The sequence below is a fragment of the Micromonospora sp. LOL_024 genome, from assembly GCF_048060415.1.
Lineage (GTDB): Bacteria > Actinomycetota > Actinomycetes > Mycobacteriales > Micromonosporaceae > Micromonospora.
The window spans coordinates 246,832-261,919 of the sequence record NZ_JBHMIS010000003.1 but is presented as its reverse complement, the minus strand read 5'-3'; the positions used below and the strand labels follow the sequence as shown (position 1 = coordinate 261,919).

Genomic DNA, 15,088 nt, shown 5'->3' with positions numbered 1-15,088 from the left:
CCGGCTAGCGTGGCGATCATGGAACCACCTGTGGAGCCTCGGGCGCGCCGGCTCTTCGGCGGCAGCGCCCGCGCCCTCGGCGACCTCGCGACCAGCCCGTTCCGGGCCGACCGGGACCGGATCGTCTCCTCGCCGTTCTTCACCCGGCTGGGTGGGGTCACCCAGGTGGTCAGCCCGGGAGGTTCCGGGCTGCTGGTGCACAACCGGCTCACCCACAGTCTCAAGGTCGCCCAGGTGGCCCGGGCGATCGCCGAGCGACTCACCTCCGACGAATGGCAGCGTGACCTGGTGGAGAAGTTGGGCGGCTGCGATCCGGACGTGGTGGAGGCCGCCGCGCTCGCGCACGACCTCGGCCACCCACCCTTCGGGCACCTGGGGGAGCGGGTGCTGGACCGGTTGGCCCGGCACCGGCTCGGTCTCGCCGACGGTTTCGAGGGCAACGCGCAGTCGTACCGGATCGTCACCTCGACCGAGATCCGTGGCGCGGCGACCACCGGCCTGGACCTGACCGCGGCGGTACGGGCGGCGATGCTGAAGTACCCGTGGACCCGGCTCGACCACCCCGACCCGCACCCACGGCTGATGGACCCGCCGCCGCGCGGTGCGAGCCCACCGCCCGACGACCCCGACAGCGGCTCGGTGAAGTTCGGGGCGTACCGCACCGAGCTGGACGACCTGCGGCAGGCCAGGGCGCCGTTCGCCGGCCGGATCGCCGACTGGCAGCAGACCGCCGAGGCGTCGGTGATGGACACCGCCGACGACATCGCCTACGCCATCCACGACGTGGAGGACTTCTACCGGGTCGGGGTGCTACAGCAGGGCACGGTGGCCGCCGAGCTGATGGCCTGGCAGCGCGAGGGCGGTCACCTGCGGGCCATCACCGACGCGGCGCTGCACACCTCGGCCCGCCGGCCCGGCGCGGCCATCGAGCGACTGCGCCGCCAACTGCACCGCAAGGACGGCTGGGTCGCCAACGACGACGCGTTCGCCGCCGCCGTCGAGCACGTCCGGGAGGAGCTGGTCGAAGGACTGCTCGCCCTGCCGTTCGACGGCTCGATCGAGGCGGAGCAGTACGTGGCGCGCTTCTCGGCGCGGTGGACCACCCGCTTCGTCGACTCAATCACGGTGGTCGAGCAGCCGGCGGTGCGCTCCGGGCACGTGCTGCTGGCCCCGGCCCAGTGGCACGAGGTGCAGGTGCTCAAGTTCGTGCACCACCGCTTCGTGCTGGCCCGCCCCGACCTGGCACTGCACCAGCGAGGCCAGGCCCGGCTGCTCGGCACCCTGGTCGAGGCGCTGCTGGAGTGGCTGCTCGACCCGGAGGAGGAGTCCCGGCTGCCCCGGCGGCTGCACGACCTGGTGGAGCTGGCCGAGGCGGAGCTGCACCCGCGAACCGTGGACCGGATCGGCCGGGCCCGTGGTCGGGCCATCGTGGACTTCGTGGCGCAGCTGACCGACGGGCAGGCGGTGGCGATGCTCGACGCCCTCTCCGGACGCTCCGGCGCCCTCTGGACCGACGCCTTCGTGCTCTGAGATGCGAGGAGGGCCCCTCGCTGACGCCTGAGCAGAAGCAGGGACCCCCGGTCGACATCGGGTTCAGGCGACGCCCTGCCACCAGCCGTCGACCGGCGGCGGGTCGTCGACCACCACCCGCTCGCCGGGGCGTGGCACCGCCAACCGGACGTCGCGTGCCTTGGCCTCGGCCCACAGCCGGTCCACCGGCTCGGACCAGTCGTGCAGGGCGAGGTTGAACGTCGCCCAGTGCACCGGAACGAACAGCCCGCCGCGCAGGTCCAGGTGGGCGGTGACGGCTTCCTCGGGAAACATGTGGATGCTCGGCCACGACCGGTCGTACGCGCCGATCTGCATCAGCGTCACGTCGAACGGCCCGTGTTCCGCGCCGATCTCGGCGTACCCGCCGAAGTAGCCGGAGTCGCCGGTGTAGTAGACCTTCCGCTGTCCTCCGGCCACCACCCAGGAACTCCACAGGGTGCCGTTGCGGCGCAGGCCCCGGCCGGAGAAGTGCTGAGCGGCGGTGCAGGTGATCTCCAGGTCGGCCACCCGGTGGGTCTGCGACCAGTCCAGCTCGATGATGCGGTCGGCCGGCACACCCCACCGGTCTAGGTGGGCGCCCACCCCGAGCGGCACCAGGAACGGCGCCGCCTGCCGGAGGGTCAGCTCCCGCACGGTCGCCATGTCGAGGTGGTCGTAGTGGTCGTGCGAGATCAGGATCGCGTCGATGCGGGGCAGTTCGTCGAGGCGTACCGGTGGCTCGTGCAGCCGGCGCGGACCGACCGCTGCCGCTGGCGAGCACCGGTCGCTCCACACCGGGTCGAGCAGCACCCGCCGACCCTCGATCTCGACCAGGGTGGAGGCGTGGCCGTACCAGACGACGTTCAGCTCACGAGCCGAATCGATGCCGGTCTCGACGGCGGGTCGGACCAGCGGCACGGGTTCGGTGGGCCGCCGCTTCTGCCTACCGAAGATCAGTTCCCGGAGCAGGTTGCGATCGGCTGCGGCAACCATCGTCCGGGTACCCGCGCGGTTGTGGAACGTGCCGTCACGGTACTGGGGCGACCGGGCGGCCCGGTCGGCTCGCGGACCGGCCAGCCGACCGCCCAGGGCGGCGGGTATGTTCCGCGCGCCCCAGGCGACACCGGTCAGCCCGGCCAACGTGGCCAGGCCGGCCGCTGATCTGCTGATCCGCCGGCCAGCGGCCGGACCGGTTGGCTCCTTCGATGCCCGCATGGACCCCCCTCTACCTGAAACCCGGGGTCCACGCTAGCCGCCCCTGGCCGGTTCAATTGCCGTTGCTGGGGCGGTACAGATGCTCGCGGTGGGCGGTGCCGCTGCCGCCGAGACCGTCGGTGAGGTCGAGAACGCGGCGACCGAAGCGGGCCCGTGCCTGCACGGCGGGGTGGGTGGCGCCGAAGTCGTCCGCACCGGACTGGCCGTCGGCGAAGAGCGCGTACGTGACCATGGGTGCCCCGGCGGTGTCGAAGATCACTCCGGCCTCGTGTCGGGCGTCGACGAACCAGCCGGCCTTGGTGGCGATCCGGGCTCGCTCGGCAGAGGACATCTCCCGTCGTACGCCGTCGGTGAAGGCCACTGGGGAGCGCAGCAGTCGCAGCACGAAGTCGGTGGAGGCGGCGGAGATCAGGGTGCCGCCGACCAGGGCACGCAACAGGTCGTGGGTCTCCCTCGGGGTGCTGGTGCCCAGGAAGAACCGGTTCGGGTTGGTGACCGGCTGCACCCGCGTGTTCAGGAAGCCCTTCGCCACCAGGATCTGGTTGATCTCGGCGGCCGGGCAGACCAGCCCACAGAGCCGGACCGCGGTGTCGTCGGAGACGGTGAGCAGGTTCGCCAGGACGTGGCCGAGGGTGACCAGGCTCGGGTAGGCACCGTCCAGGCTGAAGATGCCGTCGCCGCCGGGAACCACGATCGCGGCGGTCACCTCCACCTGCTGGTCGAGGCTGAGCAGGCCACGGTCGACCTTGTCGAGCACCGCGGCGGCCACCGCGATCTTGTTGACGCTGTACGCCTCGATCCGTTGGTCCGCCGACTCGCTCACCGCGACCAGGGCAGCGTCGCCGCCCTGGTCGGCGAGGCTGACGTGTGACTGCCAGTTCCCGCCCGCCCGGTCGATGAGCCGCTCGTAGACCGCAGCGATCTGCGACGCGACCTGGGCACGGTCGTCGGTGGCCGCGCCGACCTTGGCCGCCGCCTCGCCGCCGGGATCAGCGCCGGCAGGCACCGCTGTGCCGAGCACCGTCCCGGCCGTCGCGATGGTGCCAAGGCCGAGCGCTGCCCTGCGGTTCATCCGGATGGTCACTCGTGTCTCCCGTCGGTCGCCGAGCGTGTCCTCCGGACACCATAGGCGATCCGATCGACGCGTGTGATTCTGTCGATGCGCTCACGGGGCGAGTACGACCTTGACGCAGCCGTCCTCCTTGCGCTGGAACATGTGGTACGCCTCTGGCGCCTGGTCCAGGGGCATCCGGTGGGTCAGCAGATCCGCCACACCGAGCGGGTCCTCGTCGGTGAGCAGCGGGATGATCTCGTCGATCCAGCGCCGGACGTGACACTGGCCCATCCGCAGCTGGATGCCCCGGTCGAACATCTCCATCATCGGCAACGGGTCGACCTCGCCGCCGTAGACACCGGAGATGGAGACGGTGCCACCGCGCCGGACGCCCTTGACCGCGGCCTTGAGCGCGACCAGCCGGTCCACCCCGACCTTGTCGATCATCGGCTGGGCCAGCCTGTCGGGCAGCAGCCCGGCAGCGGTCTGGGCGACCTTGCCCAGCGGAGCGCCGTGTGACTCCATACCGACGGCGTCGATCACCGCGTCCGGCCCGCGCCCGTCCACCAGGTCGATCAGCGTGTCGGGCACGCCGTCGAGCTGGGAGATGTCGAGCACCTCGATGCCGTGGCGGCGCGCCATCGCCAGCCGCTCCGGCACCAGGTCCAGCCCGATCACCCGCTCCGCGCCGAGGTGACGACCGATGCGGGCGCAGAACTGGCCCACCGGGCCGAGCCCGAGGACCGCGAGGGTGCCGCCGGGCGGAGTTTCGGCGTACTTCACGGCCTGCCAGGCGGTGGGGAGGATGTCGGAGAGGTAGAGCCACCGCTCGTCCGGGCCGTCGTCCGGGACCTTGATCGGGCCGAACTCGGCGTACGGCACCCGCAGGTACTCTGCCTGCCCGCCGGGCACCGAACCGTAGAGGGAGGTGTAGCCGAGCAGGGCGGCGCCCTTGCCCTCGGCGGTGACCTGAGTGGTCTCGCACTGCGCGTACAACTGCCGCTGGCACATCCAGCAGGATCCGCAGGAGATGTTGAACGGCACCACCACCCGGTCGCCGGGCCTGAGACGGGTCACCTCCGGGCCGACCTCCTCGACGACACCCATCGGCTCGTGGCCGAGGACGTCACCCGGCTTGAGGTACGGCCCGAGCACCTCGTACAGGTGCAGGTCGGAGCCGCAGATGGCGGTGGAGGTGATCCGCACGATCGCGTCGGTCGGCTCCTCGATGCGGGGGTCGGGCACCTCCTCGACCCGTACGTCCCGCTTCCCCTGCCAGGTCAATGCCCGCATTCCGCCCCCTCCGCCGATCTCCGATAGCTGGCCGGCTACCCGTCTGCGACCGGTTCAATCGGATGCGGCGGTCGACGGTTGGTCCGGCGTCTCACGACAGCGCGGACGGATCAGCTCGTCAGCTGCCGTGGGCCGTCGCGGTCGCGGCCGGCCCGGAGGTGACGTCGCGGGGGCGTTCAGGTGCCGGGGGTGTTGCCCTGCTTGGCGGTCGCCGCCAGGTAGTCACGGTTCAGCCGGCCGATCGTGGTCAGCGGGATGCCCTTCGGGCAGACCGCGGTGCACTCGCCGGCGTTGGTGCAGCCACCGAAGCCGGCCTCGTCGTGCGCGTCGACCATGCCGATCACCCGGGTGTGGCGCTCGGGCTGGCCCTGTGGCAACAGCGAGAGCTGGGTGACCTTGGCGGCGGTGAACAACATTCCGGAGCCGTTCGGGCAGGCGGCCACGCAGGCGCCGCAGCCGATGCAGGCGGCGGATTCGAAGGCGGAGTCCGCGTCGGCCTTGGCGACCGGCACGGAGTGCGCCTCCGGCGCGCTGCCGGTCGGTGCGGTGACGTACCCGCCGGCAGCGATGATCGTGTCGAAGGCGCCGCGGTTGACCACCAGGTCCTTGATGACCGGGAAGGCCCGCGCCCGCCAAGGCTCGATGTCGATCGTCTCACCGTCGGAGAACTGCCGCATGTGCAACTGGCAGGCGGTGGTACCGCGCTGCGGGCCGTGCGCGTCGCCGTTGATCATCAGGCCGCACATGCCGCAGATGCCCTCGCGGCAGTCGTGGTCGAAGGCCACCGGCTCATCTCCGGCGAGGATGAGCCGCTCGTTGAGAACGTCGAGCATCTCCAGGAACGACATGTCCGGGGAGACGTCCTCGACCTGGTACCTCACCATCCGACCCTTGTCCTCGGGGCCGGACTGGCGCCAGATACGTAGGGTCAGTTTCACTTGTAGCTCCGCTGCGTGGGGTGGACGTATTCGAAGTTCAGATCTTCCTTGTGCAGCGCCGGTGGCTCGCCGGTGGCGGTGAACTCCCAGGCCGCGACGTAGGCGAACCGCTCGTCGTCGCGTTGCGCCTCGCCCTCGGGGTTCTGGTGCTCGGCCCGGAAGTGGCCGCCACAGGACTCCTCCCGGTGCAGGGCGTCGACGCACATCAACTCGGCCAGCTCGAAGAAGTCCGCCACCCGACCGGCCTTCTCCAGCGACTGGTTGAGCCCCTCGCCGTCACCGGGCACCCGTACCCGCTGCCAGAACTGGTCACGCAGGGCGCGGATCTCGTCGATCGCCTTGCGCAGCCCGGCCTCGGAGCGCTCCATGCCGCAGTGCTCCCACATGATCTGGCCCAGCTCGCGGTGGAACGAGTCCACGGTCCGGTCGCCGTCGATGGCGAGCAGCCGCTGGATGCGGTCCTCCACCTCCCGGCGGGCCTCGACTGCCGCCGGGTGGCTGCCGTCGACCTTTTCGAACGGGCCGGCGGACAGGTAGTCGGCGACCGTGTTGGGCAGCACGAAGTACCCGTCGGCGAGGCCCTGCATGAGCGCCGAGGCGCCGAGCCGGTTCGCGCCGTGGTCGGAGAAGTTGGCCTCGCCGATCACGAACAGGCCGGGGATGGTCGACTGGAGGTCGTAGTCGACCCAGAGGCCGCCCATCGTGTAGTGCACGGCGGGATAGATCCGCATCGGTACCTCGTACGGGTCCTCGCCGGTGATCCGTTCGTACATCTCGAACAGGTTGCCGTACTTGGCCTCGATGGCCTTCCGGCCCAGCCGGCTGATGGCGTCGGTGAAGTCGAGGTAGACGCCGAGCCTCGTCGGGCCCACCCCCCGTCCCTCGTCGCAGACGTTCTTCGCGGCCCGGGAGGCGATGTCCCGGGGCACCAGGTTGCCGAAGGAGGGGTAGATCCGCTCCAGGTAGTAGTCCCGCTCGTCCTCTCCGATGTCCCGTGGCGCCCGGTCGTCGCCCTTGACCTTCGGTACCCACACCCGGCCGTCGTTGCGCAGCGACTCGCTCATCAGGGTCAGCTTCGACTGGTGGTCGCCGGAGACCGGGATGCAGGTCGGGTGGATCTGGGTGTAACAGGGGTTGGCGAAGTAGGCGCCCTTGCGGTGGGCCCGCCAGGTGGCGGTGACGTTGCAGCCCTTGGCGTTGGTGGAGAGGTAGAAGACGTTGCCGTAGCCGCCGGAGGCGAGCACCACCGCGTCGGCGAACTCGCAGGTGATCTCGCCGGTGACCATGTCCCGGACCACGATGCCGCGGGCCCTGCCATCGACGACGATCAGCTCCAGCATCTCGTGCCGGGTGTTCACCTCCACGTTGCCCAGGCCGATCTGCCGCTCCACCGCCTGGTAGGCGCCGAGCAGCAACTGCTGGCCCGTCTGGCCCCGCGCGTAAAAGGTACGCTGCACCTGCGCACCGCCGAACGAGCGGGTGTCCAGTAGGCCGCCGTACTCGCGGGCGAACGGCACGCCCTGGGCGACGCACTGGTCGATGATGTTGACCGACACCTCGGCCAGCCGGCGCACGTTCGACTCCCGCGAGCGGAAGTCGCCGCCCTTGACCGTGTCGTAGAAGAGCCGGTGCACCGAGTCGCCGTCGTTGCGGTAGTTCTTGGCGGCGTTGATGCCACCCTGCGCGGCGATCGAGTGGGCTCGGCGGGGGCTGTCCTGGTAGCAGTACGACTTGACGCGGTAACCCTGCTCGGCGAGCGTGGCCGCGGCGGAGCCGCCGGCCAGGCCGGTGCCGACCACGATCACCGTCATCCTGCGCCGGTTGGCCGGGTTGACCAGTTTGGCCTCGAAACGGCGGCGTTCCCAGCGGGTCTCGATCGGCCCGTCGGGAGCCCTGGTGTCGGCGATCGGGTCGCCGTCGGTGAAGAGATCCATGGTCAGGACACCAATCCGGTGAGTACGGCGAACGGGACCACGAGGTAGCCGGCGCAGAGCACGACGGCGAGGGCCAGCGCCGCCGCCCGGGCGCGTTGCTCGCCGCGTGGGGTCTGCTGGCCGAGGCTGCGCAGCGCGCTGAACACGCCGTGCCGCAGGTGGAAGCCGAGGGCGACGATCGCCAGTGTGTAGAAGGCGGTGACGTACCAGCGCTGCGGGGCGAAGTCGGCGACGATGTTGGCGTACGGCCGGGCCGGGTCGCCGACCGGGTTCAGCGTGCCGGTGGTCAGGTCCAGGATGTGGTAGATCACGAAGAGCAGGATGATCACGCCGCCCCAGCGCATCGTGCGGGCCGCGTAGCTGCCCTGGACCTTTCTACGGTGGGCGTAGCGCACCGGGCGGGCCGCTCGGGCGCGCAGCGCGAGGACCGTGGCGGCCCAGATGTGCAGCAGCACCGCCGCCAGCAGCCCGACCCGTTGGATCCACAGGAATCCGGCGTTCGGCAGCAGTGGGGCGCCGAGTTCGCGCAACCAGTGCGCGTAGTGGTCGAACGACGTGGCACCCGTGAAGATCTTCAGGTTGCCCAGCATGTGGGCGATGAGGAACAGCACCAGGAGGATGCCCGTCACCGCCATGACGGCCTTGAGGCCGACGTTGGATCGGATGGGCGACCGCGTTCTCGTCGTGACTACCACCCGACCGACGCTAGGAGCACTCCGATCAGTCGTCCAATGCATCGACGCCGCAGTCTTCATAGTCATAAGCTATGAACATGCAGCTCCATCAGCTGAAGTACTTCGTTGCGGTGGCCGAAACGCGACATTTCACTCAGGCGGCGGACGTCGTGGGCATCACCCAGCCCTCGTTGAGTAAGCAAATTCACGCCCTGGAGGACACCTTGGGCGCCCCACTCTTCGAACGGATAAGAGGCAACATCGGGCTGACCGGAGCCGGCGAGACGCTGCTGCCGTTGGCCAAGCGGATCCTGGCAGACGTCGAGACCGCCACCCGGGAGGTCCAGGAGCTGGTCGGCCTGCGGCGCGGCCAGGTGCGCCTCGGCGCCACCCCCAGCCTGGCCACCTCGCTCGCCCCACCGGTGCTGCGCCGGTTCCGCGACGCGCACCCCGCCGTCGACCTGCGGGTGGAGGAAGGCGGCTCGCAGGACCTCGTCCGTCACCTGCTCCGCGGCGATCTGGACCTGGCGCTGGTCATCATGCCGGCCCGGGGCGCCGACCCCGGCCTGCGGGCCGAGAAGATCCTCACCGAGAGTCTGGTGGTCGCCTCCGTCGACCCGGTGCCAAGCGCCTCGGCCGGCGGCGACCTGCGCATCACCGACCTGCGCGACCAGCCCCTGGTGATGTTCCGCGAGGGCTACGACCTGCGCGACGCCACCCTCGCGGCGTGCCGGGAAGCCGGCTTCGAACCGACCCTCTCGGTCAACGGCGGGGAGATGGACGCCGTGCTCAGCTTCGTCGAGGCCGGACTGGGCATCGCCGTGGTACCCGGCATGGTGGTGGACCGCCGGCCTGGCATCCGGGTCACCCGGCTGGCACCTCCCGGTGTGCGGCGCACCATCGCAGTGGCCCGCCGCCGCGACGTGGTGCCCACCCACGCCGGCCGGGAGCTACGCCGCATCCTGCTCGACCACGTGCACACCGCCACCGCCAGCGACCAGCTTCCACCCGGCGTCGAACCCTGCCCCAGCTAGTGCGGTGTCCAGGCACGTTCACCGGCCGCGCCCAGTCAGCGGGCCTCGGCGTCGTCCATGGCACGGTAGATGCGCTGCTCGGAAACCGGGTACGGGGTGCCCAGCGCCTGGGCGAAGACGTTCACCCGCAGCTCCTCGATCATCCAGCGGATCTGCCGCACCGGGGCGGACGAGCGGCGGGCCGCGGGCAGTGCCTTGAGCATCTCGTCGTACTCCCGTTGGACCACCGCGACGCGGTCCTGCTGCTGCTTGTCCCGGGCCGGGTTGCCGGGCAGCCGGTCCAGCCGCCGCTGCATCGCGGTCAGGTAGCGCAGCAGGTCGGGTAGCCGGGCGTACCCGGCCTCGGTGATGAAACCGGCGTGTACCAGCCCGGTGAGCTGGGCGCGGATGTCGGCCAGCGCGGCCACCACGGCCAGGTTCTTCGTCGCGCCGAGCCGTTGCTGCACCTGGTACGCCGCACCGAGCACCGCCCGGACCCGGTCCATCACCTGCACCACCGTGTCCACCAGCCCGGCCCGGACCTTGTCGCGCAACGCGGCGAAGCCGTCGGCGTCCCAGGCCGGCCCGCCGGCGTCGGCGACCAGCTTGTCGATCGCCGCGCCGGCCGCGTCGGAGATCAGCGCCTGCACCCCGCCGTGCGGGTTGCGGGACAACGCCAGCTTCGCCTCGTTGGTCAGCCGCCCCTGAAGGAACTTCGCGGGCGACGGCACGGTCAGCCGCAGCAGTCGCCGGGTACCCGCCCAATGGGCTGCCTCCTGCTCGGCCGGCGAGTCGAACACCCGCACCCCGACCGTGCCGCCCTCGTCGACCAGCGCCGGATGGGCGGTCACCGCGTACCCGGCGCGTACCTGCTCGATGGTGCGCGGCAGGACTCCGATCTCCCATCCGGTCAGCCCGGTTCGGGCCAGGTCCGGTGCGGCGGCGGCCACCACCTGACGTACCTCGGCCTTGAGCTGACGTTGCAGGGCCGGCAGGTCCTTGCCCTCGGCGACCGGCTTGTCGTCGTCGCCGAGCACCCGGAAGGTGACCCGTAGGTGCGGCGGCAACCTGGCGACGTCCCAGGCGTCGCGGGGCACCGTCACCCCGGTCATCCGGCGCAGTTGCCGGGTAAGGGCGTCCAGCAGCGGCTCCTCGCCTGAGGTGATCGCAGCCAGGGCGGCGCGGGCGTAGTCGGGGACCGGCACGAAGTTGCGTCGGACCGGCTTCGGCAGCGACCGGATCAGCGCGATGACGAGGTCCTCGCGCAGCCCGGGGACCTGCCAGTCGAAGCTGTCGGCCGGCACCTGGTTGAGTAGCGGCAGTGGGATGTCCACCGTCACCCCGTCGGTCGGGGTGCCCGGCTCGAACGTGTACGTCAGCGGCAGGGCCACCCCGTCGGCGCTCCACCGGTCGGGGAAGTCGCCCTCGTCCACCGCACCCCGGCCCGCGTTGACCAGCAGCTCACGGGTGAAGGTGAGCAGGTCGGGCTGTTCCCGCCGGGTCGTCTTCCACCAGGTGTCGAAGTGTCGTCCCGAGACCACCTCGGACGGGATCCGCTCGTCGTAGAACTGGAAGACCGTCTCGTCGTCGACCAGGATGTCGCGTCGCCGCGCCCGGTTCTCCAACTCCTCCACCTCGGCGCGCAGGTGCTGGTTTGCCTCCCAGAACCGGTGGTGGGTGGACCAGTCTCCCTCGACCAGCGCGTGCCGGATGAACAACTCCCGGCTCAGCGCCGGGTCGATCCGGCCGAAGTTCACCTTGCGGGCGGTGACCAGTGGTACGCCGAAGAGGGTGACCTTCTCGTACGCCATCACCGCTGCCTGCTTCTTCTCCCAGTGCGGCTCGCTGTAGCTGCGCTTGACCAGGTGCTGGGCGAGCGGCTCGACCCACTCCGGCTCGACCCGGCCGTTCACCCGTCCCCACAGCCGGGAGGTCTCCACCAGCTCGGCGGCCATCACCCAGCGCGGTGGCTTGCGGAACACCGCCGACCCGGGAAAGAGCGCGAACTTGGCACCGCGTGCCCCCAGGTACTCGTGCTTCTGGGCATCTTTGAGGCCGACGTGGGACAGCAGGCCGGGCAGCAGCGACTGGTGCACCTTCGGGGTGTCGATCTCCTCCGGCAGGTCCGCGCCGGCCTGGCGTCGCCCGCCGGCCGCGTCCCCGGCCGGGGCGGCGCCCCGCCGGCCGCGTCCCCGGCCGTCCCCCTCGCCGGTACGCAGCACCTGCCGTAGCTGGCTGACGATGTCCTGCCACTCGCGGATCCGCAGGTAGTTGAGGTGCTCGGCCCTGCACATCCGGCGGAAGGCGCTGGACGAGAGCGCCTGCTGCTGCTCGCGCAGGTGCCGCCAGAGATTGAGGTACCCGACGAAGTCGGATTCGGCGTCGGCGAACCGGGCGTGCGCCTGGTCGGCCTGGGCCTGCTTCTCCGCGGGCCGCTCACGTGGATCCTGGATCGACAGCGCCGCGGCGATCACCATCACCTCGGTCGCACAGCCGTTGCGTTCGCCCTCCAGCACCATCCTCGCCAGGCGAGGATCGACCGGCAGTTGGGCGAGTCGCCGGCCCAGCGCGGTGAGTCGACGGGCCGGGTCGGTCTCGGCGGGGTCGATCGCTCCCAGTTCGTGCAGCAGGTTGACCCCGTCGGCGACGTTGCGACTGTCCGGCGGGTCGATGAACGGGAAGGCGGCGATGTCGCCGAGACCGATGGCGGTCATCTGCAGGATGACTGAGGCCAGGTTGGTGCGCAGGACCTCCGGGTCGGTGTACTCGGGCCGGGCGGCGAAGTCCTGCTCGTCGTAGAGCCGGACGCAGATGCCGTCCGAGGTACGCCCGCAGCGGCCCTTGCGCTGGTTCGCCGACGCCTGGGACACCGGCTCGATGGGCAGCCTCTGCACCTTCAGCCGCTGGGAGTAGCGGGAGACCCGGGCGGTGCCGGGATCCACCACGTACTTGATGCCGGGAACGGTCAGCGAGGTCTCCGCGACATTGGTGGCCAGCACCACCCGCCGCCCCGCGTGCGGGGCGAAGACCCGGTGCTGCTCGGCGACGCTCAGCCGGGCGTACAACGGCAGGATCTCGGTGTTCCGCAGGGCCTGCTTGTGCTGCACCAGCTTGCCGAGCGCCTCGGCGGTGTCCCGGATCTCCCGTTCCCCGCTGAGGAAGACCAGGATGTCGCCGGGCCCTTCGACAGCTAGTTCCTCGACCGCGTCGCCGATCGCCTGGATCTGGTCGCGGACGTTCTCCTCGTCCCCGTCGTCGGTCGCCGCGTCCTCGTTCACCTCGACCAACGGTCGGTAGCGCACCTCGACCGGATAGGTGCGGCCGGAGACCTCCACCACCGGCGCCGGCTCGCCGTCGGGATGCCCGACGGTCGACGGGCCGGCGAAGTGCCGGGCGAACCGGTCGGTCTCGATGGTCGCCGAAGTGATGATCACTTTGAGGTCGGGGCGACGGGGGAGCAGCTGCCTGAGGTAGCCGAGAATGAAGTCGATGTTGAGGCTGCGCTCGTGCGCCTCGTCGATGATCAAGGTGTCGTACTGGCGGAGCATCCGGTCGTTCTGCAACTCGGCCAGCAGGATGCCGTCGGTCATCAGCTTGACCAGGCTGTTCTCGCTCACCTGGTCGGTGAACCGCACCTTGTAGCCGACCACGTCGCCCAACTCGGTGCCCAGCTCCTCGGCGATCCGGTCGGCGACCGTCCGCGCGGCCAGCCGCCGGGGCTGGGTGTGCCCGATCAGCCCGCTGATCCCGCGGCCCAGCTCCAGACAGATCTTGGGTAGCTGGGTGGTCTTGCCGGAGCCGGTCTCGCCGGCGACGATCACCACCTGGTGGTCGCGGATCGTCGCGGCGATGTCGTCCTTGCGCTCGCTCACCGGCAGGATGGCCGGATAGCTGACCGCGGGCACCGCGGCCCGTCGCCGTTCCAGGCGACCCTCGGCAGCCGTCACGTCGGCGACGATCTCGGCCAGCGCCGATTCGCGGTGCTGCGGGTCGCGCACCTTGCGCACCCCGTCGAGTCTGCGCCGCAGGTGGCGCTGGTCGCGGAACATCAGCAGGGCGAGGCGGCGCTGCAACTCGCGGACAGGGTCGCTCGTGGCGGGTGCGGCTGGATTCTGCATGGCGTGCCCAAGGATAGGCAGCTCACTGGCGAGCCGCCTCCCGGTTACCCGCCCGATGCGTCTCTCCGGTGCGGCTGATCGTCTCGGCGACGGCCGGTCGATCTCCCGCGAGGCCGGCGGGACGCTATGGTTGATCAACGACCAGGAGCGATCACGGGGACGCCGATGACGATGCGGGACACGGACCGGGCACTGGTACAGGCCGCCAGCGCGGTGGCCAAGCTACGCTGCCGCAGCGCCGCCCACACCCTCGCCACGGCGGCCCGGACGGCCGACGGTCGGGTGGTGTCCGCAGTGAACGTGGTGCACCCCGCGGGGGGCGCCTGCCCCGAGGTGATCGTGCTCGGCACCGCCGTCACCCAGGGCGTGACCGAGTTGGAGACGATCGTCACGGTCGGCGACCGGGGCCGCATCCTGCTCACCCCGTGCGACTCGTGCCGCCAACTCCTGCAGGACCGTTTCCCGTCGCTGCGAGTGATCTCCGGTCCCGCCGACGCCCCAAGCTCCACACCCCTCACCGACCTACCCGGACCTACACCCCAGGATGTGTGCGACTTCGGGGAAGACATCGCCTCGGCGTGACCGTCGGCGTCAACTTCCCCGAAGTGGAGCGAATTCTACGGGTGGGGCGGGCTCAGGCGGCGGACCAGATGGCGCGGAAGGCGGCGGCCTCACCGGCCAGCCAGCGTTCGATCTCGTCGGGCTTGGCGCCCACGGGCATCCGGTGGGTGGTGCCCCGACGGACATCCACCAGGACCGGCTCGGCATGCGGTAGAACAGCGTCGATGTGGCGGGCCGTCAGGTGCAACGCGGCCAGCATCCCCTCCTCGCTGGGCGGGGCCTCGTCGAAGTGCAGCCGCACCGCCTCGGCGCGACCGTCGGCGAACCGGACGCCGAAATGAGGGTTGATCTTGATAGGGAGGTCGCCGAGCATGGCCAGGGTGTCCCGGGTCTGGGTAAGGTCGACGCCGGCCGGCCCGCCGAGCGAGTGCAGCCACGCGGTCGCCCCGGGGACGAGCGCCCGGTAGAGCGGGCGCCACCGGGGCTTGACCACATCGACCACCTGCGCCAGGTGGGTGCCGCCGGTGTGGAAGGCGATGTCGGCCTTGAGTGCCTTGACGAACTGGCCGTGCGGGTTGAATCCGGAGCGGCTGGCCCGCTGGCGGCGCAGCCCGCCGACGAAGCTGGCCTTGGTCGGCCCGGTGCGACCGACGTACCGGGTGAAACCGAGGAGGGTGGCATACGGCGTGAGGGGAGTGGAGATGGGTGCTGTCACGAGCATCCTCCCAGGTCAGGAACTCGATTAGTACATACATTCT

The 15,088-nt window shown here is 70.8% G+C and carries 11 protein-coding genes; 3 read left to right on the top strand and 8 right to left on the bottom strand.

Translation table 11 applies throughout. From position 1 onward, the window contains the following. The first annotated feature begins 18 nt into the window (after window positions 1–18). Complete coding sequence (locus tag ACFHWY_RS06895) at window positions 19–1,530, top strand: deoxyguanosinetriphosphate triphosphohydrolase family protein (RefSeq protein ID WP_416579243.1); 1,512 nt, start codon at window positions 19–21, stop codon at window positions 1,528–1,530. A 63-nt stretch (window positions 1,531–1,593) separates the two neighbouring features. On the opposite strand, the gene ACFHWY_RS06890 is transcribed toward ACFHWY_RS06895, so the two are convergent. From ACFHWY_RS06890 to ACFHWY_RS06865, 6 genes are all read right to left on the bottom strand, one after another. After that, window positions 1,594–2,745, bottom strand: coding sequence for an MBL fold metallo-hydrolase (locus tag ACFHWY_RS06890; RefSeq protein ID WP_416579242.1), 1,152 nt, complete (start codon window positions 2,743–2,745; stop codon window positions 1,594–1,596). Window positions 2,746–2,797: 52 nt separating this feature from the next. Next, window positions 2,798–3,829, bottom strand: coding sequence for a serine hydrolase (locus ACFHWY_RS06885; protein WP_416579241.1), 1,032 nt, complete (start codon window positions 3,827–3,829; stop codon window positions 2,798–2,800). Window positions 3,830–3,910: 81 nt separating this feature from the next. Continuing rightward, entirely contained in the window at window positions 3,911–5,092 is a 1,182-nt protein-coding gene (locus ACFHWY_RS06880) for a zinc-dependent alcohol dehydrogenase (RefSeq protein WP_416579240.1), read from the bottom strand. A gap of 176 nt (window positions 5,093–5,268) precedes the next feature. Then, a complete protein-coding gene (locus ACFHWY_RS06875; RefSeq protein ID WP_416579239.1) occupies window positions 5,269–6,030 on the bottom strand; it encodes a succinate dehydrogenase/fumarate reductase iron-sulfur subunit in 762 nt (253 codons plus the stop codon). After that, on the bottom strand, window positions 6,027–7,964 hold the full coding sequence (locus tag ACFHWY_RS06870) for a fumarate reductase/succinate dehydrogenase flavoprotein subunit (protein WP_416579238.1): 1,938 nt from the start codon (window positions 7,962–7,964) through the stop codon (window positions 6,027–6,029). Before ACFHWY_RS06870 ends, ACFHWY_RS06875 begins: the two co-directional genes overlap by 4 nt. A gap of 2 nt (window positions 7,965–7,966) precedes the next feature. Further along, window positions 7,967–8,659 carry a succinate dehydrogenase cytochrome b subunit gene (locus tag ACFHWY_RS06865; protein WP_416579237.1) on the bottom strand — a complete coding sequence of 231 codons (693 nt, stop codon included), beginning with the start codon at window positions 8,657–8,659 and terminating at the stop codon, window positions 7,967–7,969. Window positions 8,660–8,730: 71 nt separating this feature from the next. Here ACFHWY_RS06865 and ACFHWY_RS06860 point away from each other — a divergent pair, with 71 nt between their 5' ends. Then, window positions 8,731–9,672 carry a LysR family transcriptional regulator gene (locus ACFHWY_RS06860; RefSeq protein ID WP_416579236.1) on the top strand — a complete coding sequence of 314 codons (942 nt, stop codon included), beginning with the start codon at window positions 8,731–8,733 and terminating at the stop codon, window positions 9,670–9,672. Window positions 9,673–9,707: 35 nt separating this feature from the next. Here the strand turns inward: ACFHWY_RS06860 and hrpA are convergent, their stop codons facing one another. After that, the gene (hrpA, locus tag ACFHWY_RS06855; RefSeq protein ID WP_416579235.1) at window positions 9,708–13,769 is read right to left on the bottom strand and encodes an ATP-dependent RNA helicase HrpA; all 4,062 of its coding nucleotides are present in this window, start codon (window positions 13,767–13,769) and stop codon (window positions 9,708–9,710) included. Between the two features lie 165 nt (window positions 13,770–13,934). Between hrpA and ACFHWY_RS06850 the strand changes: the two genes are divergently transcribed. Continuing rightward, window positions 13,935–14,351 (top strand): cytidine deaminase, encoded by a 417-nt coding sequence (locus ACFHWY_RS06850; protein WP_416579234.1) that lies wholly within the window; start codon window positions 13,935–13,937, stop codon window positions 14,349–14,351. A gap of 52 nt (window positions 14,352–14,403) precedes the next feature. On the opposite strand, the gene ACFHWY_RS06845 is transcribed toward ACFHWY_RS06850, so the two are convergent. Beyond that, window positions 14,404–15,045 carry a hypothetical protein gene (locus ACFHWY_RS06845; RefSeq protein WP_416579233.1) on the bottom strand — a complete coding sequence of 214 codons (642 nt, stop codon included), beginning with the start codon at window positions 15,043–15,045 and terminating at the stop codon, window positions 14,404–14,406. Window positions 15,046–15,088: the final 43 nt, after the last annotated feature.

Excerpts from the sequence above, each read along its gene's own strand:
- ACFHWY_RS06850 (WP_416579234.1), top strand. The coding sequence starts at position 13,935 with ATGACGATGCGGGACACGGACCGGGCACTGGTACAGGCCGCCAGCGCG.
- ACFHWY_RS06880 (WP_416579240.1), bottom strand. The coding sequence starts at position 5,092 with ATGCGGGCATTGACCTGGCAGGGGAAGCGGGACGTACGGGTCGAGGAG.
- ACFHWY_RS06895 (WP_416579243.1), top strand. The coding sequence starts at position 19 with ATGGAACCACCTGTGGAGCCTCGGGCGCGCCGGCTCTTCGGCGGCAGC.
- ACFHWY_RS06870 (WP_416579238.1), bottom strand. The coding sequence starts at position 7,964 with ATGGATCTCTTCACCGACGGCGACCCGATCGCCGACACCAGGGCTCCC.
- ACFHWY_RS06860 (WP_416579236.1), top strand. The coding sequence starts at position 8,731 with ATGAACATGCAGCTCCATCAGCTGAAGTACTTCGTTGCGGTGGCCGAA.
- hrpA (WP_416579235.1), bottom strand. The coding sequence starts at position 13,769 with ATGCAGAATCCAGCCGCACCCGCCACGAGCGACCCTGTCCGCGAGTTG.
- ACFHWY_RS06890 (WP_416579242.1), bottom strand. The coding sequence starts at position 2,745 with ATGCGGGCATCGAAGGAGCCAACCGGTCCGGCCGCTGGCCGGCGGATC.